This window comes from Pseudoalteromonas sp. SCSIO 43210 (assembly GCF_054133285.1).
In genome coordinates this window covers 1,953,170-1,975,235 of the sequence record NZ_CP087225.1, presented here as the reverse complement: position 1 = coordinate 1,975,235, position 22,066 = coordinate 1,953,170, and the positions used below count along the sequence as shown (strand labels likewise).

Annotated in this window: 16 protein-coding genes; 8 read left to right on the top strand and 8 right to left on the bottom strand. The window is 37.6% G+C overall.

The features are described from left to right. Nucleotides 1–17: 17 nt before the first annotated feature. The 5 genes from LOS73_RS08455 to LOS73_RS08435 form a co-directional block, all read right to left on the bottom strand. Nucleotides 18–1,079, bottom strand: a complete 1,062-nt coding sequence (locus tag LOS73_RS08455) for a DUF21 domain-containing protein (RefSeq protein ID WP_007376101.1) — start codon at nt 1,077–1,079, stop codon at nt 18–20. Nucleotides 1,080–1,101: 22 nt separating this feature from the next. Then, the gene (locus LOS73_RS08450; protein WP_008134566.1) at nt 1,102–2,454 is read right to left on the bottom strand and encodes a magnesium transporter; all 1,353 of its coding nucleotides are present in this window, start codon (nt 2,452–2,454) and stop codon (nt 1,102–1,104) included. Between the two features lie 292 nt (nt 2,455–2,746). Continuing rightward, nucleotides 2,747–3,496, bottom strand: a complete 750-nt coding sequence (locus LOS73_RS08445; protein ID WP_033028959.1) for an RIO1 family regulatory kinase/ATPase domain-containing protein — start codon at nt 3,494–3,496, stop codon at nt 2,747–2,749. A 133-nt stretch (nt 3,497–3,629) separates the two neighbouring features. Further along, nucleotides 3,630–4,118 (bottom strand): MarR family winged helix-turn-helix transcriptional regulator, encoded by a 489-nt coding sequence (locus tag LOS73_RS08440; protein WP_045984473.1) that lies wholly within the window; start codon nt 4,116–4,118, stop codon nt 3,630–3,632. A 109-nt stretch (nt 4,119–4,227) separates the two neighbouring features. Next, entirely contained in the window at nt 4,228–5,895 is a 1,668-nt protein-coding gene (locus tag LOS73_RS08435) for a methyl-accepting chemotaxis protein (RefSeq protein WP_457934827.1), read from the bottom strand. Between the two features lie 448 nt (nt 5,896–6,343). Here LOS73_RS08435 and LOS73_RS08430 point away from each other — a divergent pair, with 448 nt between their 5' ends. The 8 genes from LOS73_RS08430 to LOS73_RS08395 all read left to right on the top strand — a co-directional run bounded on the left by LOS73_RS08430 (nt 6,344) and on the right by LOS73_RS08395 (nt 18,408). Further along, nucleotides 6,344–9,052, top strand: a complete 2,709-nt coding sequence (locus LOS73_RS08430) for an endo alpha-1,4 polygalactosaminidase (protein WP_008134572.1) — start codon at nt 6,344–6,346, stop codon at nt 9,050–9,052. Beyond that, nucleotides 9,052–12,336 carry a tetratricopeptide repeat protein gene (locus tag LOS73_RS08425; RefSeq protein ID WP_457934826.1) on the top strand — a complete coding sequence of 1,095 codons (3,285 nt, stop codon included), beginning with the start codon at nt 9,052–9,054 and terminating at the stop codon, nt 12,334–12,336. Before LOS73_RS08430 ends, LOS73_RS08425 begins: the two co-directional genes overlap by 1 nt. 14 nt (nt 12,337–12,350) lie before the next feature. Continuing rightward, the gene (locus LOS73_RS08420; protein ID WP_008134575.1) at nt 12,351–12,866 is read left to right on the top strand and encodes a hypothetical protein; all 516 of its coding nucleotides are present in this window, start codon (nt 12,351–12,353) and stop codon (nt 12,864–12,866) included. Beyond that, entirely contained in the window at nt 12,863–14,164 is a 1,302-nt protein-coding gene (locus LOS73_RS08415) for a PelD GGDEF domain-containing protein (protein ID WP_008134576.1), read from the top strand. The genes LOS73_RS08420 and LOS73_RS08415 overlap by 4 nt, the downstream gene beginning before the upstream one ends. Further along, nucleotides 14,157–15,140, top strand: a complete 984-nt coding sequence (locus tag LOS73_RS08410) for a protein PelE (protein WP_457934825.1) — start codon at nt 14,157–14,159, stop codon at nt 15,138–15,140. Before LOS73_RS08415 ends, LOS73_RS08410 begins: the two co-directional genes overlap by 8 nt. Beyond that, the gene (gene pelF / locus LOS73_RS08405; protein ID WP_007376090.1) at nt 15,133–16,650 is read left to right on the top strand and encodes a GT4 family glycosyltransferase PelF; all 1,518 of its coding nucleotides are present in this window, start codon (nt 15,133–15,135) and stop codon (nt 16,648–16,650) included. Before LOS73_RS08410 ends, pelF begins: the two co-directional genes overlap by 8 nt. After that, nucleotides 16,638–18,002, top strand: a complete 1,365-nt coding sequence (pelG, locus tag LOS73_RS08400) for an exopolysaccharide Pel transporter PelG (RefSeq protein ID WP_033028957.1) — start codon at nt 16,638–16,640, stop codon at nt 18,000–18,002. The genes pelF and pelG overlap by 13 nt, the downstream gene beginning before the upstream one ends. An 88-nt stretch (nt 18,003–18,090) precedes the next feature. Continuing rightward, nucleotides 18,091–18,408 (top strand): hypothetical protein, encoded by a 318-nt coding sequence (locus LOS73_RS08395; RefSeq protein ID WP_033028956.1) that lies wholly within the window; start codon nt 18,091–18,093, stop codon nt 18,406–18,408. 110 nt (nt 18,409–18,518) lie between these two features. On the opposite strand, the gene LOS73_RS08390 is transcribed toward LOS73_RS08395, so the two are convergent. The 3 genes from LOS73_RS08390 to LOS73_RS08380 all read right to left on the bottom strand — a co-directional run bounded on the left by LOS73_RS08390 (nt 18,519) and on the right by LOS73_RS08380 (nt 22,045). Next, nucleotides 18,519–19,520, bottom strand: a complete 1,002-nt coding sequence (locus tag LOS73_RS08390; protein WP_033028971.1) for a D-Ala-D-Ala carboxypeptidase family metallohydrolase — start codon at nt 19,518–19,520, stop codon at nt 18,519–18,521. Between the two features lie 11 nt (nt 19,521–19,531). Continuing rightward, on the bottom strand, nt 19,532–20,857 hold the full coding sequence (locus tag LOS73_RS08385; protein ID WP_033028955.1) for a L,D-transpeptidase family protein: 1,326 nt from the start codon (nt 20,855–20,857) through the stop codon (nt 19,532–19,534). 210 nt (nt 20,858–21,067) lie between these two features. Further along, nucleotides 21,068–22,045 carry a DNA topoisomerase IB gene (locus LOS73_RS08380; RefSeq protein WP_033028954.1) on the bottom strand — a complete coding sequence of 326 codons (978 nt, stop codon included), beginning with the start codon at nt 22,043–22,045 and terminating at the stop codon, nt 21,068–21,070. Nucleotides 22,046–22,066 lie beyond the last annotated feature (21 nt).

The following is a 22,066-nucleotide window of genomic DNA, read 5'->3' as shown; positions in this document are numbered from 1 at the left end:
TATACAAAAAAGCCGCTTTATAGCGGCTTTTTGTTCTCTGTATTTTCATGCAGTTCAAGCTTAGGTGCGCTCATACCTTTGAGTAATCGACCAAATATATCTGCGCCAGTAATAATACGCTTTTCATCACTCCACACTAATACAACGTCGTGATCAATGGCACCGTCAAACGATTTATCAAGTGAATGGTTTGCTCTTATTTTTAAAATAACTTCACTCAAACGCATGGTTTCATCTGTAACAATGATTGGCCTGTGGCAATAGTGATATGGGTCAAAAGCCTCTGATTCAAACAATGCTGAACGTAAAAAGCCATCTGCATCAACCACCAATAACGGCCAACCATCTTCATTAGTAATGATCACCCAGTTATAACCTGATTTATGTAACTTACGTAAAAATTCGTTATCGGCAGTCAACGTAAGATCAGGAAATATCGGTAAATCTAGTTTTGTTGGCAATGCAATTATAGAATCAGGGTCAATCACCTCACCTTCTTTGGTTACACTGATCTCATCTAAACTAAAAAAGTTAAGTGCGCCAATCCCTTCCACATGCTGAACATCAGCCTCTTCAGCTTCAATGTGTTTACGAATAATGCCTCTTAATTCGCTTTCAGCAAAGTACGTAATACCTTCTTTTCCAAGCCATGCATCAAGCACCAAAGCAGTTGGTTTAGCTACAACGTAAAACAGTATCTGGTAAAATTTTATAAGTGGTGACAACATACTCGCCATTTTAAGCGCATTACGCGAAAAATAAGCTTGGGGCGTAATTTCACCAATGATAGTAATTGCGATAGTTGAGAACAAAAATGAGCTTGCCCCCATTAATACCGAATCAGAAAGCAAAGTAAGTAATACGTTTATACCTACGTTACCCCACAAAATAGTCGACAATAAAAAATTTGAATCATTACGCAGCGCCATTACTTTTATAGCGGCTTCGTTACCTTTCGTACTTTCCATTTCAAGTTGTAATCGGCTTAGCGAAAAAAACGCCAAATTCAAACCAGAAAACATTGCGGACTGTGAAATACACAGTCCAATTGCACACCAAATCATGACATCAAAAGTCATTGTATTTTCCTATTAAAAAAGCTTATAGCAACAACAAGCTGCCTAAACCTAAAAAGGTTACAAACCCTACAATATCAGTAACGGTTGTTAAAATTACCGACCCCGACAATGCTGGATCTATTTTCATTTTGTCTAAAATAGACGGAATAACAACACCCGCTAACGACGCTGCAACTAAGTTTAATAATATTGCGACTGTAATCGTAATACTTAGCATAATGTCGCTAAACCATAAATAAGTAAGTGCACCAATAACAAACGCCCACACCAACCCATTTACAGCCCCCACGCGCAGCTCTTTTTTAAGTAACGCTTTACGGTTGGAGTCGGTAACCTGGCCCAGTGCCAAGCCGCGAACAATAACGGTCAATGTTTGACTTCCTGCAATCCCTCCCATAGAAGCCACTACTGGCATTAACACCGCTAACGCAACCACTTGCTCTATCGTTGCCCCAAATAATCCTATAAACCACGATGCTAAAAACGCCGTTGCTAGATTAATGCCTAACCAAATACCTCGGTTTTTAGCACTTTTTCGCACACTTGCGAACAAATCTTCGTCTTCTCTTAAACCACCCGCTTTAGCTGCCGCTTCATCGGTAATTTCTTGGCGCAATTCGTACGCTGAGGCAATCGTTAATCTGCCAAGTAACTTGTTATCTGCGTTTACGACTGGCATTGCCATTTTCTCTGAGTGAATAACGACTTCTGCCGCTTCATATAAATCATCATCTGCATGTAATGATGAGAAATCATGATTAGCCAAAGCTATTAAACTGTCAGTGTCACTCGCTTTTATTAAATCGTTAACAGCAACCTCACCTATTAAGCTCCCTTTTCTACTGACTAAATAGATAACTTCACTGTATTGTGGCAAACCTTTATGCAACAGCTTTTTAGCCCCACCAGCGGTTAATTTCTCTGATACTTTTAAGAAATCAAACCCCAACCAATGACCTAGTTGTTCAGGTGGATATTGCTGTGCTAATTCGTATTGTTTAATTTGCGCTTCGTCGAGTTGTTTTTTAGCATACTCAACAAAGCGTTCTGGAATAACTTCTTCTAGTTCAAGCAGCTCTTCTACATTAACTTCATCTAATAATTTAAATGCATCGTTATCATCTAACGTTTGCAGTAACCATAGACAGCTATCCTCACTTAAATTTACAAAAATTTCATGTTGCGTGTCTTCATCAAGCAATAGCCAAATTTCAAGGCGTTGCTCTTTTGGTATCGCCTCAAAGAGTAAAGATAAATGCTCAGTAGAGAGTGTTACCTGCGCATCAGCTAATAATTTATTTTTGCGTTCTGTTGTATCGCATTGAAGTAAATCATTTATTAGTTGTGGAAGTTGATCAACCGGATACTCAATCATTTTAAAACCTTAAAATTTAAAAATGCACGTTACTTACAGTTTATCCTGACAACAAAAATTTGCTGAGAAAACTTGAGTTTATTAAGCATGTACAGGCTATTTTTGCGCATTGTATGGGCAAAATAAAAACGGTACTAATGTTTATTTTAAAAAATTAAAAAAACAGTAAAAGGGATTATTTTTGAGGAGAGAGTCAACACAATAAGCAATCCAAATAGATTGCTTTTGCTACAAAAAAAGGCTCATATTAAAAACTAATATAGGCAAACAAGAATGAAATAGGTGCGTACATTTAAAGGCGGTCGGTAATGCTGCGTACAAGTTCAGAATCTAAGAATTGAGTTACCAAGGCAGCTCCCCAGGCATACGTCCGTTGAATTGGGTAACCTTTAAAAATCCAGCGTTTACGTACATGATTAAAATGCTCCAGATAATCTTGCTTAGCTTGGGGCATAGGGTGTTCAGCAAGTTTACTCCACGCCTTGTAGACACCCGACATATCTGAGCCTCGCATAAAGCGCTGTAGCCATCGAGGAAAACGAGCGAAGCTAATAGTTGACTGAAAGTCGATAAAATAAGGTTTACCGTCAGCACCACATAAAATATTACCCATATTACGTAAATCTAAATGCACTATCCCTTTGCGATGCATTTTTGCGACTTGACGCTCAAGCTCACTAAAAAAATCAACTGGAAGCTTTTTACCTTGATGAATTAAAGAACGAAGTGAGGTGCCCTCTATATAGTTATAAGCCACTGCAATCGGCGATAAACAGCAAAAACGATTTGCTACCGCGTCCAACTCAGATAATCGACTCAAACCTTTATATTCTTGGTTAACCGAAATACGTGCAAACGATTTACGAATAAACCAAGGACTTTGGCTAAAGTCTTTTATTATTAAATCAAATCCATCATCTTTATATCGATAAACAATAGCATTAGCAAAACGTCCTTTATGAACAACACTTAAACGATGTTGCACAAAAGTGTGCTCTGGAAATTGTTGCTGTAATTGCGCTAACAAATCATTTTCAATCATAACAAACCTCACAAGATAATAACCTTGATTGCCTAGGCAACTATATTATCAAAGTTCGATTTTACCTACAACGGAATCACATGTTTAGGGTCTTGATTTTCTATTGAAACAGTATCGCTATTTTATTGATAATCTATTTTTTAGAGGCTGTTTGAGGCAGTGATTCTAGGTTATTTATTGCTTTGAACAGCAAATCCATTAACTGTTTTTTTTCAGATTCTAAAAAACCAGTTAATGCCTGAGTATAGACTTCGTTTACTACTGGCATTATTTCTGGGTAAAGTACTTTTCCTTTTTCACTTAAACATAAAATGGTTGAGCGTTTATCAAACTCACATTGTGTTTTAGCTATTAAGTCTTTTTCTTCAAGACGGCTTAATAGTCGACTCATTGCACCTCGGTCATAAACCATATGCTCACAAAGCCCAGCAAGCGTATTAACAGACTCTTTAGCTAGCAACACAACAACTATGTACTGCGCCGAAGTTAAATCCATAGGAAGTAATTTGGTATCAATATGCGTAACCAGCGTTGAGCGTAAAAAAGATACCAAACGTCCTAGGTCTTTTTCAGGGACCAATTCATCGCGAGTACAGCGTTTAATTGATGTCATACTTTGCATTAAAATCCACTCAATTTAGTCTATTTACGATCTACTTTAAAAAATTGTAAAACTTACCAATAAGGTTAAGCCGCAGTTAGCGGCTTTAATAACGGTAAATACATAAGTACTAAATTTTAAACTGCCCAACTAATTGCCCTAAACTTTCACCTCTTCCGGCTAAGTGTTCACTAACTGATGACGTTGTTTTACTCGACACTGTAAGCTCATTAACTATTTCTTGGATAGCATATACATTGCGATTTATTTCTTCTGTTACACTACTTTGTTCCGTAGCGGCTGTCGCAATTTGCGTACTCATATCGTTAATTGATGTCACTGAATTGGTAACCGATCCTAAACTATCGGATATAGCTCGTGATGACTCAACTGAACGATTACAGCTTTGTTGGCTTGCTTGCATTGCACCTACCGCTGAGGACACTAGATTATGTAGTTCACTCAGCATTTCATTAATTTCTAGTGTGCTCACTTGCGTACGACTCGCCAAGCTTCTTACTTCATCTGCAACAACAGCAAACCCTCTACCATATTCACCAGCACGAGCGGCCTCTATTGCGGCATTAAGTGCTAATAGGTTTGTCTGTTCTGCAATACCGCCGATAACACTCAGCACACTATTAATTTTTTTAGACTGCTCGCTCAGTGAATCAACCTGTTCAGCAGCGACGTTTATTTCATCCATTAATTTTGATACTTCGCTGAGTGAAATATCAACACACTCTTGTGCTTTAGCAACTTCCTGTGTTGCAGCCTGAGTTGATACAGCAACTTGCGTAGTATTTTGTGCAACTTCATGTGATGTGGCAGACATTTCAGTAATGGCGGTCGCAACTAACTCTGTTTCATGATTATGATTGAGTAGCTTGCCCTCAATTAGTCGTGTTTGTTTATTTATATCACTGGATGCTGATTTCACATCATGTGTAACATCAACCACATTCGCAATAATACCGTGTAGCTTACTGACAAAAACATTAAATGCTTCACCTAATTGACCAATTTCATCATTCGTGTCTATCTCTAGGCGCTTAGTTAAGTCACCTTCACCTTTTGCTATGTCGTCAAGGCTCTGCACCATTCTTTGAATTGGCTTAACCATGGTATTCGCCGCAACCAATGCACATGCAATCGTTAAAACAACCCAAAATAAAGCAATTAGCAATAAGGTAATTACTTTATCATTCATATGCTCTTGCATCGTTACTTCGTATTTAATTAGCTCTGCTTCTATATCATCCATATATGCGCCAGTGCCAACCATCCAATTAGTTCCTGGGATCATGGCAGCATAGCCCATTTTCTCTACTAGGCCTGTCGTATTAGGTTTTTGAAAGTGGTAGTTAAATGCGCCACCACCTTTTTGAGCCTGTTCGAGTAACCCGACTATAATTTTTTTACCATTGGGGTCTGTCATCCCTATTTTATTTTGCCCTTCAATGGCATCACCTAATAACGCATGAAAAACACTAACACCGTTTGTATCGTAGATGAAAAAGTAACCCCCTTGACCAAAGGTTAAGTTTCTAAGCGCATTTTTAGCATCTTGGGCAGAGCCAGTATCTAATTGGTGACGAACAATTTTGCTCGAAATTTCGATTTCTGTACTTAATAAGTTCTGTTTATCTTTGATCAATTTAGTCTTAAATGAATCAAAATTTTGCTGCTGATTTTTAGACTCTAAATAATAAGAACTCAGCATTAAGCTAGTTAAAAGTAACATCAGTGGCAAAATAGCTAATAACAACAATTTGTTTTTTAAGCTTAAATTACTCATTATTTCTCCAAATCTAAGGCAGTAAATTTAAACAGCAACAACATAAAATAACAAAAGATACTTTTTATTTTATGCTCACTGATAAAGGTAAATTAGTTTATTTACATACCACTTAATATTTACGAAGCGTGTAAATATTAAAGGTAAATGTCGAGGTAAGAGCCAAACCAACCTTGGCGATTTTGTCCATATTATAGTTGTAAGGCATACATTTTAATACTTAAAACATTGCGACCTTAGTAGTAAGCAAAATAATGAACCTAACCAATTACTCCCACCAATAAGTAAAACAACGAAAAACAAAGATGAAACTTAGGAACAATCATGTAGTTTTTTTATTTTTATTAACATATAATCACCCTATCTTACTAATACGAATTACCTAGCATAAAATCGGAACGCACGTCATTTCTTATCTCTGCTTAATCCCAACCAAAATGAATCATCAATGAAGTACATTCTATATTTTACGCTTTTAATTTCTGCTCATGTATTCGCCAAGCCAATAAACAACAGCACTGCTTTTTATTATTCAGCACCGATGCCTCTTGCTGAAATGACATTTTATTCTCGTGTGGTAGTGCAACCAGAATTAATCACAGAGCATGAGCTTAATTGGCTTACGCAGCGTAACATTGCTGTTTATGCTTATCTTAGTGTGGGTGAGTCATTCGAAAAAAACACGTCATCACTTGTTGTTAATCCCAATTGGAATAGTCATATTTCCGATTTAACTTCTACGTATTGGCATAAACGCATAAAAAACAGCGCTAATGATTTAAAAGACCGTGGTTTCACTGGCTTATTCTTAGATACACTAGATAGCTATCAGCTATTAGATACAACAAGCAATAAAGCAGACCAACAAGCTGGGCTAATTTCAATTATTGAGGACCTCTCAAGCTCATTTGATAAACATTTAATACTCAATCGTGGGTTTGAACTACTTCCCAAGTTAAAAGGGTTCGCAACTGATTTAGTAGCGGAGGGGTTATATAGCCATTACAATCCTCTTGATAATAGCTACAAACTCACTGCCGAAAGTGATCAAATATGGCTAATTGCACAATTAAATACAGCAAAAAACTTGGGCTTTAATGTACAAGTGATTGATTATGCAAAGCCCAAAAATCGCCTTGCTATGGCTCAAAAAATAATAAAAAACGGTTATGCACCTTGGATAACTGACGGACACCTACAAACATGGGGAACGTCAAATATCACACCAATAGCTAGGCGTATTCTAATTCCTTACAATAGTGATATTAAGCCACTTATCTATACTACGGTGCACTTAAAACTTGCAACCATGATTGAGTATTTGGGGTATATCCCTGATTACATTGATGTAGCAAAAAGAGCGCTTCCTCTCATAGATCCAAGTTTACATGCTGGCGTTATTTCGTGGACTACCAGTGATGCTTTTTATACCCCGGCGATAACTAATTGGCTAGAAACAAATTTAGGCGCTGTCCCTTTGTTAGTTATGGGAGAATTACCGCTTTCGACTACACTACTAATCAAACTAGGTGTAGAAGCACTCAATGTATTACCTCCTGCTCCTTATGAATTAAATTACTTTGCCCCATGGTTCAAAGGTGAAGCCGCGACACCACCACCAATAGTAAAACCATATTTACTGAAACTAGCGCCAAATGCCACTGCGCTTATTAATATAAAAGCGGCTGATGGCAGCATTGTTGTGCAAAGTGCAAAAACAAAATATGGTGCTGTGGTGGTTGCCCCTTGGCTAATTGATACTTTTCCGATGGAAGGTAGTAAGTGGGTTATCGACCCTCGTACATTGCTGACAAAGGCGATGGAGCTCCCGCCTATCTTAGTCCCCGATACAACAACTGAAAGTGGTAGGCGCATGCTTACTCTACATATTGATGGTGATGGTTTTTCAAGTATTGCAAATTTTACAGGTAGACCTTATTCGGCAGAAGTGATCCGCGATGAAATAATTAAACGCTATAAACTCCCTTTAACATCATCAATTATTCAAGCAGATATTGAAGCTACTGGACTTCACTCAAAAGCGAGTCCTAAATTAGAACGTATTGCGCGCAGTATTTTCGATTTACCCTATGTTGAAATTGCATCTCATACTTATAGTCACCCTTATTTTTGGACCGCACTCTCTGGTCGGAAAAAAATAGATGAGGATGACACCGACTATGGTTTTCATCTTGATGTGCCAGGATACGACACTATAAGTTTAAAAAAAGAAATTACGGGCTCTATAAAATACATTGACGAAAAGCTGGCACCAAAAAATAAAAAAACAGTATTAATGCTGTGGTCTGGTGACGCAACACCTGGGCCAAAAGCACTTGAACTTGCCCGTGACGCGGGTGTATTAAACATTAATGGCGGCAACACCGATGCAAATGCCGATAACCCTAGCCTGTCTCATATATCGCCAATTGGGCGACCTGAGCGCGACCTGTTATATCAAATTTATGCTCCTATCTTGAATGAAAATGTATTCACTAATTTATGGCACGGGCCTTATTATGGGTTTAAACGTTTAACCGAAACATTTGAAATAACAGAAAAACCATACAGATTAAAGCCTTACACTATTTATTATCACTTTTATTCGGGGGAAATACCTGCTGGTCTCGATGCCTTAAAACACAATATAGACTATGTTTTAGCACGGCCAAATACACCTGTACATTTGAGTCATTTTGCAAAAATTGCAAAAGATTTTTATTTCTCTGCATTAGCAAAAAATAATGACGATGAATGGCTATTTAGCTCAAAATATATTCGTACTTTACGAATACCTAGCGATTTTGATATACCAAATATAGCCCAAAGTGAAGGGGTATCTGGTGTAACTCAAAAAGGCGACTACGTACATATTATCAATAATATTGCCCGCCTTAGCTTTGATCACAGCCAAAATAATAGTAAGCCTTATTTAGCTTCTGCTAATGTGGTTATCGATAATTGGCAGGTAAATGGCGCAGTAAGCTTTAAAGCTTGGGTGCCCGCTTCACTTGATTTAATGAATGGACGTAAATGTCAATTTACATCTCATTTGGGAGAGCACTTTAAAGGTATCACTCACGGTAAATTAACGCATTTCAAAATACCTATGGGTGACTTTTATGGCTACCTTAACTGTGCTGGGACTGCCCCATAATGAATTCTAATAAACGCCCTCAGTTAGTATCTATAAAAACAATATTAACGATATTAGCCGTAAGTTGCTTTGCACTTTATGCGTTATTTCCGCATACCTTATTTTTTGAAGATGATACGCTTTCACAAGATTATACTTTTGAAACATCGTACCTAAATGCAGCGCTTAATACTGACCCTGACAATGAAAAACTACGCGCTAAGCTAATTGAGCTACACATAGAGCTAAGCGAATACGCACAAGCGAAAATTGAGCTTGCAAAGTTACCTAAAAGTGAGCGCAAAGCGACACTTGAAATCAAACTACTTTACTCATTATGGTTAGCAAGTGGTGCAAATATAGATGATAGATTTGAAGAGTTATCTTTAAAAATAAAGGCCCATAAAAATTGGAATGAACAAGTGCTGAGCATAGCTAAAGCGCTTGGCTTAAATGTAAGTGTTGCACAGTACTACCAGCTAAAAAACAAGCCATTACTCGCCGCTGATTACTGGTTAAGTGCAGGCGAACCAGTTAAAGCATTAGTCATTTATAAAGCAGGTATACACGCAAATATAGCTGAAAAAGCAATTGAAACAGCGCTTGGCGCAAATGACCCTGTGCAAGCCTATATGTGGTGGAAAAAGTATGGCGACCAAGCTAACACTGAACGTACTCTTTATTTAGCTGACTTAGCCGGCAATACAGAAGATGCTGCAGATGCGGTAGAAGCTCTACTAAAAGCTACCCCTAATAATACACACTATTTAACTAAGGCAATGTATTTACGCTTAGCCAATGGTAATGCAAAAGGTGCCGAACAATTACTCGAAAAATTGCTAATAAAAAGTCCAAATAACAAAGAACTCCATTTACTAAATTGGAAAGTAAAACGTTGGCAAAATAAACCCAGCGAAGCACTTAATGAATTTAAGTGGTTAATGGCAAATCATGCAGTAACACCAGCCATGCTCAGTGATAGCATAAACGATGCAACCTCTCTTTATTTGTATCAAGATGCAAATGATATTTACGAATACAAAGCGCAAAATAGGCAGTTAAAAGGCAATGGTTTTGCTAAATGGATGCAAACCAATGAGTTCATCGGCAATGCAAAAAAAGAGCTAAATCATATTGAACGATTTGAACAAATTAGTGGTAAAAGTGTGTTATCACAATACTGGAAAGCTAAAGTACTGCACGATACTGGTAACTTAAAAGGCTTAAGGTCACTATGGCCAACATACCAAGGTCCAAAAAATGAAGAAGATCTATTATGGCTTGCCCGATCATTTTGGCTTATCGATGATTTTTCAACCGCACTTACCATTTTAAAGCAAAAACAACAAAGTACAGACACTGAATTTTGGACTGCACGCGTTGATATGGCATTGCGAGTTCAAAATAAAAAAGAAGAGCTTTATGCGTTCGAACAATTAATGACCATTAGTGAGCTCAGTGTAGGTGATATGTTGCACTATCAACAACTGCGCTTTGAGAATAATCCTCAAGGCCTTCTCGATTACCTATGGCAGCAACCATCGCTTACAATTAGACAATTAATCCAAGTTGCATTATTGAGTTCACACGTTGATGATGAAGAATCGATAAAACGTATCCACCAAGAACTCGAAAAGCAGCGCTATAATAAAGCACTTTATCCTGCTTGGTTAATACTCTCAAACTGGTATCAAAACAAAAGCGATTTAAATTCAGCCTATACCACTTTAAACCGCGCAGCAAAACTAAGTGAGTACAATCCAGACGTGGTGCTTGCACAAGGTTGGTTAGCACTGCAAATGCACGATACAGTAATGATAAAACGTATTATAGATAATCATTCAGAAGATGAGACTACTCACGGCTGGACGCAACTGTTAGCTAGCTTATCGATTCATGAAAAATCATATAATAGCGCTTACTTTTACTTACGAAAGTTAGCGCTGGCTGATCCAAACGACTTAACAACCCTGGTTAACTTAGCTGATGTAATGAAACAGCTTGGTTATTACGCAAATGCCACCGAACTTAATCATTATTTATTACAACATTTACCTAAAGATAAATACGCCTACCGAGGCTTAATGTACCGCTGGGCAGGTGCGATGGCTATTCCACATTTAATGCAACTTAATTCAATGGATGAACTAGCACCCGAGACAATTGGCGAGCCTCAAACAAACTGGTGGTTAGCACGACGAGCAGCACAAAAGTTAGCTCCTTGGCAAAAACTACAACTTTACATGACTAATGGCGAGTTTAATAAAATTAAACAGCTCATAACGCAAAATGCACTAACCGAGGAAGATAAGTTAAATGCACTTCTCTACCTCAGACAACCCTACGCAACAATGCAGCGTTGGTACGAAGAACTAACAACTGAGCCGAGCGAATCACAATTAAGTTTAGTTCGTAATGCCCGAGGCTCATACTTTAGAGCACTTGAAATTAATTTATCGCCTGAGGCCGGATTAAACAGTAGCCAATACGATGTAAATGTTTATTTTCCTTATGCCAATGGCCAGTGGAAACTAAGCCTAAGTAATCAGAAAAACTTTAATAATAATGGATTACTGTTTGCTGTAGAAAATAAAATGACATGGGGTCGCTGGTATTTCGATGCAAAAATTGATTCCCACCAAGGTCGTTTAGCAAATCGTCAGGGTATTAGCTTAGATTCTCGCTATCAATGGGATTCTCGTACACAAGTTGGTTTAAAGCTTGAACACAATGTTGAAAATCGCCAGTCAGAGGCCTTACTTAGTTTTGCGCAACTTAACAAAGCTACGGCCTATGTAAACTATAATATTGATGGTCGACAAAACATGCAATTATCGGCCGCTATAATGTCTTTTTTACGACGAAATAGTGGAAGTTCACTCATCAACGGGCAAGAGTATAACGCCCGATACCAATACCGTATTTTAAAAGATAGGCCAATTTGGACTGCTTATTTTAGCGCGCAATGGCAAGATTTTGAACAAGTGAACACGCTTATAAATACAGGTAACGATGCCCCATTAAATATAGAACTTCAGCCATTTAGACGCTTTGCGCTCGGTACCTCATTTTCCTCAACCAGCTCACTAGAACCGCCCTATTTAGGTACTAGCCCATCATGGCTATTTGATATAAGCACCGGTTACCAAACTATCAACGATGATATTGATGTGTCTGTTTCAAGTGGCGCTGGTTGGTCTATTTTAGGTGATGATTTATTTAAATTACAGCTGGGTTACCAAAGTAGTAATAAGGTTGGTAATTCAGATACACAGTTACAATTAGGATATTACGTACATTTTTAATGTTAGGAGAAAATATGTTTCGCTTAGTTATACCATGTCTAGTTTTATTACTATCAGCCTGTACAACGAGTAGAGTTGCTGATGATGTAGAAATAAACCCATCAACAACAGTTGCCTTATTACCGCTAGTAAATCATGCTCAAACACCTCTCGCTGGTGAGCGTGCTGAAGACATTTTAACAAGTATTTGGCAACAAAATAAATTACCAACGCTTCTTCGCGCACCCAGAAATAGCAATAAGGAGCTACCACCACTTGACGATCAATATCGTTTAGATAACGCCATGCAATGGCTAAGCACTCAACAAGCGGATTATCTACTCACCGGTAGCATTGAAGAGTGGCGCTACAAAGCTGGTCTTGATGGCGAACCCGTTGTTGCTCTTACTTTATCGTTAACTGCGAACGGCCAAACCACACCGATATGGACAGGAACAATTGCAAAAAGTGGTTGGGGACGCGATAGCATTGCAGCAACGGCACAAGATGTAATTGCCGACTTAATTTCTTATATAGAGGTTAGTGAGTGAAAACACATTTCTTTCGCCCAAGAGAAGTCCCTGAGCTACAGACATGGGCTGAGGTAATTATATTTACCACATTGGCTTTAGGCCTGCCTGTTCTGTTTAATGCCGAGGATCCTTTTTGGACGCAAGGAGGGTTTTCTTGGCCTGTATTAGGGCCTTTACTGGTTGCTTTGCGTTATGGGTTCTCTAAAGGTTTTATCAGCATTTTAACTTTACTCGTAGGCCAATTACTGTTGTTGCAAAGCGATATTTTGGCACCTCAAAGCGAATTCAATATCAACGCCATGATTGGCTATACTATTGTAATTATGATCGCGGGTGAATTTAGGGATGTTTGGGAGCGTACTAATCAACAACAGACTATTCAACTAGAGTATGTGTCTGATCGGCTTGAAAAATTCACTCGTCAATATCATTTAATTAGCTCTTCACACGATCGAATAGAACAAATGTTAGCTGGGCATACATTGAGTTTAAGGGAGTCATTGCAAGCTGTAAGAGCATCTATAGGCCAACTTAAAGAAAGACGTTTAGATAGTGCAGCGCAAGTGATTATCAATTTATTTGTAGAGTATGGAGCATTAGAAAAAGCCGGGCTATATAAAGTGGAAAACAATAATATAGTGGAGCCCCCTCTTGCTGTTATTGGTAAAATGACTTCGCCAATAACATCTGACCCACTAATCCTTGCTATGTTTGAAGAAAAAGAACTGGTGTCGGTTAAAAGCTCTAAAGTTTATTTAGGCAGCAGTAAATACCATATCGCAATTCCACTTATTGATGTAAACGATACCATTTATGGCGCTATTTTAGTCGAAAAAGTACAGTTTTTTGCGCTCAAAGAAAACACGCTTACTTTACTTGCCGTAATGGCCGGACACGTTGGAGACTTACTTCGACATGAGATAACCAACCCGATAATGACTAGCGAAGAATCTCCGTACTTTGTTCGCCAAGTAAAACGAGCTAACAAAGAAGCTAAACGTTACAAAATTCCTGCACATTTATTAAAAGTTAAAACATTAAATATTACCAACGAATCCCGTCGACTTATGGAGTATTTAACGGAAGCCCGTCGAGGCTTAGATATTTACTTATATGATGATGAGAAGCAAACTCTGTTAATACTTATGCCACTTACTGATGAATTAGAAAAAGACGGTTTTATAACGCGTATAAATGGGTGGAGTAAAGAACGTACAGGTAAAAATTTAGCTGAATTAGATATCGTTATTGAACAACAAATTGCTTTGCCAATTAGTAAAGATGCGATTAAACCACTGGTAACACTTCATGATTAGAATTGTCATTGCTGTAATAGTGGGATTTATATGTGAATATTTTGCTTTAATAGAAACACTTGATACACCCAATTGGCTTATCGCTATTTTATTACATGCTATAGCAAGTATGCTTTTTACTTTTGTAAGCTATATTGTCATTCCAGCTAAATACAAAAGTACATTATTTGGTGCCCTATTACTGTTATTTTCACTACTGTTTACGCTTCCTCTATTTGGTGTTTTAGGCGTTATGTTCGCACTCACGTTTGCTTTGTGTAAACCGCTTAAAAATAATGATATTGAAATACAAGAACACAAAATCCCAGGTCTCCCTTTTGAAGTTCGTAGTATTTCAGCTAATCCAACCTATTCGATGGGTGGATTAAAAGCGATCCTCAAGTATGCAAGTGAGCCAAACAAACGTCTTAGTGCAGTAATGGCTGCACGTCACATGAGTGATACGCAGGCAATTCCTATTTTAAAACTCGCCCTTAAAGACTTAGAAGATGATATTCGTCTGCTTGCTTACTCCACTCTCGATGCTAAAGAAACTAAGTTAAACGCAAAAATAGGCCTATATCAGCAAGAGATATTGTTAACGACTCAGCAACCAAAACTGAGTAACTTGCAACAACAATTAGCTGAAATATATTGGGAACTTAGTTACTTAGGATTGGCACAAGGTGCATTGCGAGAATACGTGTTAAAAAAAGCAGAAACACTTTCCTTGCAAAGCATCGAATATGTGAAAAAGCCTGCAACCTTTGTATTTTTGGGCCGGCTTTGTTTAGCTCTTGGTAAATATGAACTTGCACTTAGTCATTTAGCACAAGCCACAGACCTTGGTATGGCACGTCGTCATGTTTTGCCCTATAAAGCTGAAGTTGCTTTTTGTATGAATAAATTCGATGACTGTAAACGTTATTTAAAAGAACTACCAGAGCAACCAAAGGGTAGCGAGTTACGCCATTTACAGGAGTATTGGAATGCCTAAACCAAACGCTGATGTATTACTGCTTTTAGAAGGCACTTACCCCTATGTCCGAGGCGGCGTATCAAGCTGGGTCCATCAAATTATTGAAGGCTTACCACACTATAACTTTGAGCTGGTTTTTTTGGGCGGTGCACCTGAGCATTATGGTGAAATTCAATATACATTACCTAAAAATGTAACCAAATTACATGTTCATTATTTAGTTGAAAACAACGCCTCTGAGATAAAAGCAAAACATGGCGTAAAGTATAAAAAAGAGTTGTTCGAATTTTGGCAACAACTGCAAAACTATTTCCGTGACTCTAAAGAACCGATCCCTAGCGAGTTACTAAAGTTTGCTTTTAAAAAGCTTGCCCAAAAAGACGGCATAAACGAAGCCGACTTTTTGTATAGTGAATCCTCATGGCAAGTTCTCGCAAAATATTATTTAACCTACTGTGATGAATCATCATTTATCGATTTCTTTTGGTCGTATCGTAACTTATACAAACCGCTGTTTAAAATAGCAGAGATAGCTCGCGAATTACCTAATGTTAAACTTATACATTCAATATCAACAGGCTATGCGGGATTCCTAGGTTCTGGTGCAAGCGCAATTAGCAACACTGCGTATTTACTAACCGAACATGGTATTTATACCAAAGAGCGTAAAATAGACCTTATTCAAGCCAGCTGGATCAAAGAGTCAGAGCAGGTATTAGGTAAAAATTTAAATACCGAAATGGGCTTTATTCGCAGAATGTGGATTAGTTTCTTTGAGCAGATCGGCAGAACATCTTATCAAGAAGCCGATAAAATAATTTCTTTGTACGATGGTAATAGACAACGACAAATAAAAGATGGCGCCGCACCAGAAAAAACACGCGTAGTGCCAAATGGTATTAAAACATCGCGTTTTATTGAAGCACTTGCACAGCGTCCAAAAACGATTCCACTCACGGTAGGCTTAATTGGTCGTGTAGTGCCTATAAAAGATATTAAAACTTTTATCCGTGCAATCAAAGAGGTTCAGTCTAGTATACCTACAATTGAAGGCTGGGTTATTGGCCCATACGAAGAAGACCCTCAATATTACAAAGAATGTCAATTACTTGTCAGCAGTTTAGATTTAGAAAATAACGTTACGTTTTTAGGTATGCAAAATATAGCTGAAATACTGCCTAAATTAGGTATCGTTGCACTAACCTCTATTTCTGAAGCACAACCTTTAGTACTACTAGAAGCGATGGCAGCTGGCGTACCAGTCCTTGCAAGTGATGTTGGTTCGTGCCGAGAGATTATTGAAGGCGCAACTGACGAAGACAAAGCACTTGGCAAAGCCGGAGAAGTGGTATCAATCGCCTCTCCTAGCGAAACAGCAAAGCAAATATCAAATATCTTAAATAACGACGAAAAGTGGCATGAGTATCAATCGAGTGGTCTTAAGCGCGTAAAAGCGTTTTATGACGAAAGCCATATGTTTGCGCAATACGACACACTTTATAAGGATGCAATGTCATGGCCGGAATAGGTTTTGAGATACGAAAAATTCTCAAAAAAAACACCCTACTTTCAGTATTTGAAGCTTATAGTTACGCTGGATTAATTGGTTCTGGCCCGTGGCTACTGTCAATTATCGCGCTTATGCTGATTGGCATTTTAAGTTTAGGTATTGTGCTACCGAAAGTGTTGATCATTCAGTTCTTAACGCTTGTAACCTATATGATGGCCGCATCGCTTATTTTAACGGGTGGTCTGCAATTGATGCTAACCCGTTTTATTGCCGATTTATTTTTTACAAAAGATGATGGATTAGTGCTACCAAACCTACTTGGCGCACAACTAATTACTACAATTGGCGCCCTATTGGTCGGTCTTGCTGTTTGGCCATTTTTACCTTTACCCATTATGACTAAAGTGATTATTTTAGGTGCCTTTATTAGCTTATGTAATCAGTGGCTTGGCGCAATATTTTTATCAGGTATGAAAGAATACAGGGTTATTTTAGTCACGATGCTGAGCGGCTATGCTTTCATGGTATTACTGGCATACTTGCTTAGGGACTGGCAGTTAGACGGGTTGTTTTTTGCCTTTTTTGCTGGTGAAGCCTTATTATTTTTCAGTTTTCTATTTATGATTATTCGCCGCTACCCAGGTGAAAAACTTATAAGCTTTGACTTTTTAAGCAATAAAAAAGTGTATTACAGCCTATTTTTATGCGGCCTGTTTTATAACATCGCTGTATGGGCCGATAAAATCATTTTTTGGTATTCACCAAGTACATCAATCCAAATTATTGGAACCCTCAGAGCCAGCCCTATTTATGATTTACCTATATTTTTAGCCTACCTATCTATTATCCCAGGTATGGCCGTATTTTTAGTAAGGATGGAAACTGACTTTGTTGAAGAATATGACCGTTTTTACTCTGCAATTCGCGACGGCTCAACGTTACAAGAAATTTATCATTTGAAAGATAATATGATCCGCACTGCGCGCAGTGGTCTTTACGACATATTTAAAATTCAAGGAATTACTGTCGCTTGCTTATTATTATGGGGAGAGCAAATACTAACTTTTATTGGTATTGATCCAAACTATAAAATCCTCTTATTTATTGATGTAGTTGGTGTAGGCGTACAAGTTATATTTTTATCTATTTTAAACATTTTATTTTATTTAGATAAACGTATTACGGTAATGATACTGGCGGGTCTGTTTTTATTCACTAATATTGTTTTAACTTACTTATCAATTGCATTTGGGCCACAATTTTACGGTTATGGTTTTGCTTTAGCGACCATAATTAGCTCCGTTATTGGTTTATTTTGGTTGTCTAGACAATTTGAAAACTTAGAATACGAAACTTTCATGCTGCAGTAATATATTATATACTTAATAAGAGCGAGGATAGACTAAATCAGCACAAGCACTTATAGCTTAAACATAATAATGAAAAGGAAGTATTTAAATGGAAAAAGGAATTACAACACGTTTTAATATCTTAGCCACAATAGCCTTATGGGCTATAAGCTTTGTCTTTGCATTAACTAATTATAAAGTAGGAAGTACACACGAGTCAAATGCCCTTATAGATATGTATATTGACTCTTTGATTGTAAAAACGATATTACTTTTAGCAACATGGATCGCTAGTGCGTTAGTTTTATCAAAGTTATTTAACGAAATTTGGAATCGTTTATTTTCAGATATTTTTAATGTTCGCCAAATTAACTTTAGCGAATCGTACGCATTTAGCATCTTAATGACATGGGCGTTGTTATCTTAATTCTATTAGCTTTTGATAAGCTTGTCTCAAAAAGTGTTGGTAATATGAGTTTTACCAGCACTTTTTAAATATGCTAGGTGGTAATTGCGCTAATATATTTATTAATATAACTATTTACTCACCCAACGCGCTTTAAAGCCACGCGTATCAACATGTATAAATGCGCCTCTGTGCGACTTAGGCCCATAAATACCTAAACCACCTAATAAACCTTTAAATGATTCACGTCTAGCTAACGACTCCACTATATCGGCCATAGCTTTAGCGTCACCCATTGAATGCTTACCGTCATTATTTATATCATCCATACGGTAGTTGCCATCGTTATCTATAAAAATATCGGCTGCATCACCAAATACATGTCGACTAAGTTTTACATTGCCGATTGATTTGTTGTAGTACGGAGTTCTATAACCGCTCATAACCACCATATTACTAACCGGTATCCCTTCTAAAATCAGTTCTTTGCGTATTTTTTCTAGTTTAAGTAACAACTTATTTTGTAAAAATAAATACTTTGGGTGCTTACTTCGCTGCTTACTAACAAATTCTTTTAGTGAAAAGTGAGGTGATATTTTTACGTTTTCATTTTCAGGCGTTACCTTAACAAAGCCATCGGGCACTATGTAGTGTGAAACGTCTTTAATCTGTGAAGGTTTAGGATAGTGCCCAATGTGGTAATACTTGAGCTTTCCTCCTTCAACATTGTCCGCCGGTACTTTTACAAATACGTTGATTTTCATACGCTGTTTTTTATCGGGCGACTCAATAATTACCGTTGTTAAACCAGGCTCTTTGGGGGCTTGCCATTGCCAACGGTTGGTATCTGTAAGCTTAGATTTCCCTTGAGTGTTAATTAGTGTGTAAGCATTTTTTGATTGCGTAAAAAGCACTTCAAACTCAACTTGCTCTTTGGGCATTACAAATACTGAAAACACCGAATATGGCATAACTATATCGTTAATTTTTAGGCTAAATTCTGCATCTTCAAAGTTGGCTTTGTTTTTTATATCAACTACCTGATGCGCAGGCTTTGTAGGCGCGGCAGCAAATACACTATTACTAAATATAAGTGTGAATATGGCGATAGAAATATAATGAATAAATTGCATAAACCCTCTCATTATTTATTTTTTAACAAAGCAGCAATTACCGACTGCTTACTATTGTTTAAAAGTGCTTTTTTATCACGTTGATATATGTCATCTCTAAAGTTAACCAGTTTGTTTTCATCAACCCATGCAGTCCAATAGACTAAATGAATAGGAAGAGGCTCATCTAAATGAAACGTTTGAGTATTATTTTGGTCACGAGCGCTATCGATATGACTGAGTGTTTGCGCTTCTCCTTCGTGCTTAATAATCTCACGCGCTAACGAAAAAGGCTTTTCTATTCTTATACAACCATGCGATAAGGCTCGGTTTGCTTGGCTAAAACGGTGCTTTGCTGGTGTATCGTGAACATAAATTGCTTCGGGATTGGGGAATAAATACTTAACCTCCCCTAGAGGGTTTTGGCTCCCTGCTCGTTTTACTAAAAAGTGATCAAATTGGTACGGCTTAATAGAATCCCAATCAATGTTGCTTGGATTAACAGTTTGTGAATCTAGGTAACTGTTTTTTCTAATTTCAATATTATTTTTTACAAGGTAGTCAGGATCTTCGGCTACCTTTGGTGCAATTTCTTTAGTGGCAATTGAGGTGGGTATACGCCATTCAGGGTTAACTACAAACTTTTCTATTTCGTCGCTAAATGCAGGTGTTTCCCAACTTGGTTTACCTACAATTACGTTGTTTTTTAATTTTACATCGCCCGCTTTTACAAATCGTAAGCTGTATTCTGGAATATTTACATACACATATTGCTCATCACTTGCGCCTGCAAAGTTAGTTATTCTATAAAAGTTAAGTTTTAATTTATCGAGTTTTTGCTGTGCAGGCACATTAAGCGATGCAAAAGTACGCTTACCCACTCGGCCATCAACTTTTAAACCATGGCGACTTTGAAATTGCTTAACAGCTTGCTCTAAATCTTTATCAAACGTGCATATAGCTTCGTCGCACACATTAGTTTTTAAGTCACGCTCTTGATATAAACGCTGTGCAAGTAAGCTCACCTGATTATTATTACTGCCTAGTTCAAGCAATTCGTCGTTATATAAGTGTGTAAAACCACCTTTGTTAACTATTTCTTGATACCAATTAATTGCTTTTTCTGTACGTTCAATTAACTGCGCTGAATATTGGTCAAAGTAGTAGGTGTCATCAGCTTGCATGTACTTTTGTGAGTTGTAAGTAGTTAGTGAAGAGTTAGCGAGTACCACACTTTCAAGCTCATTAGCAGCGAGTGTTGGTGCTGAGCGTAAGCCGCCCATGCCAATAAACAATGCTGTTTTTAAAGTAATACCCTTTGCTTTAGTAAGCGCTTGATTTGAAAATGACCCCTTCACTGTGTACCTCCTCGCTAAATATCGTTGATAAATGCTTATGTACTTATCACTAAGTAGTGCTTTGAAGGTGCAACGGTAATGCCAAATTAAACTTTTAAATTAAACAATTGAAATTTAATGACTTTTTAAAATAACTTATTCTAAACGTTAATAAATAAAATTAGAGAATATGTAATTAATATGCCCAAGTGTGTAAAGTTGCTATGGCAATTAATCGTTTAAAAAAGCTAAAAAACCACGTTCATAACGACTCAAGTACTTCGTTTTTCGTGGTAATGAAAGGGACTCCCTCCACGCAGTTTGAGTATCTTCATCTTCTTTACACAGCGTAATTAAATCGGGATGCACATACGATTTACGTGCTATAGCTGGAGTATTACCGAGTTGCTGGGAGACACTATCAAGCATGTTTTTTAAAGTAAGCGCCCCTTTAGCTTTAGCTAATTGTTTGAATGCAATAACGCTTGCTCGCCAAGTTCTAAAGTGCTTTGCACTAAACTCCTCGCCCATTATTTGCTGAATGTATTGATTTATTTCACTTGATGTAACATTTGTGCGCTCACCTTCATTTATATACTGAAATAAATGCTGCCCGGGTAAATCTTGTAAGTCTTTTATTACATGGCTAAGCACCCTATCGGTTATATTTACTTCACGTTCCTTGCCTGATTTAGCACGGTACTTTAGCTGAATATTTTTACCCGTGAGTTTTGCATGGCGTGTGCGTAGTGTTGTAGCGCCAAAACTTTTATTTTGCTTTACGTTACGCTCGTTACCTACCCTCAACGCACCTAAATCCATAAGTCTTACAACTGCCGCTAAAGTACGTTCAATATTAAGCTCATCGCCTTGTAAGTCTGTTTCTAAACGCGCTCTTAACAAAGGGAGTTTATTACCAAATACTCCACATGCTTGGTATTTTTTTGCTTCTTGCTGTGCCCTAAATTCAGGATGGTAGCGGTATTGCTTTCGCCCCTTACTATCAAATCCTGTCGCTAAAATATGCCCGTTTTCTTCTGAGCAAAACCAGGCGTTTTTATAGGCAGGCGGAAACGCCAATCCATTCAAACGATCAATCACATTTTGCTCTTTTATTTGCTTACCGATTGGATCAAAGTAAAGCCAACTTTTATGTTTAAGTTTACGAGTGATCCCTGGTAAATTATCGTCTACATAAATTAGCTTCACTAACCCTCCAGTTATATTTAA

Coding starts and splice junctions, on each gene's coding strand:
- LOS73_RS08445 (WP_033028959.1), bottom strand. CDS start 3,496: ATGATTGAAAATGATTTGTTAGCGCAATTACAGCAACAATTTCCAGAG.
- LOS73_RS08420 (WP_008134575.1), top strand. CDS start 12,351: ATGTTTCGCTTAGTTATACCATGTCTAGTTTTATTACTATCAGCCTGT.
- LOS73_RS08390 (WP_033028971.1), bottom strand. CDS start 19,520: ATGCAATTTATTCATTATATTTCTATCGCCATATTCACACTTATATTT.
- LOS73_RS08455 (WP_007376101.1), bottom strand. CDS start 1,079: ATGACTTTTGATGTCATGATTTGGTGTGCAATTGGACTGTGTATTTCA.
- LOS73_RS08435 (WP_457934827.1), bottom strand. CDS start 5,895: ATGAGTAATTTAAGCTTAAAAAACAAATTGTTGTTATTAGCTATTTTG.
- pelF (WP_007376090.1), top strand. CDS start 15,133: ATGCCTAAACCAAACGCTGATGTATTACTGCTTTTAGAAGGCACTTAC.
- LOS73_RS08395 (WP_033028956.1), top strand. CDS start 18,091: ATGGAAAAAGGAATTACAACACGTTTTAATATCTTAGCCACAATAGCC.
- LOS73_RS08425 (WP_457934826.1), top strand. CDS start 9,052: ATGAATTCTAATAAACGCCCTCAGTTAGTATCTATAAAAACAATATTA.
- LOS73_RS08450 (WP_008134566.1), bottom strand. CDS start 2,454: ATGATTGAGTATCCGGTTGATCAACTTCCACAACTAATAAATGATTTA.
- pelG (WP_033028957.1), top strand. CDS start 16,638: ATGGCCGGAATAGGTTTTGAGATACGAAAAATTCTCAAAAAAAACACC.
- LOS73_RS08410 (WP_457934825.1), top strand. CDS start 14,157: ATGATTAGAATTGTCATTGCTGTAATAGTGGGATTTATATGTGAATAT.
- LOS73_RS08430 (WP_008134572.1), top strand. CDS start 6,344: ATGAAGTACATTCTATATTTTACGCTTTTAATTTCTGCTCATGTATTC.
- LOS73_RS08440 (WP_045984473.1), bottom strand. CDS start 4,118: ATGCAAAGTATGACATCAATTAAACGCTGTACTCGCGATGAATTGGTC.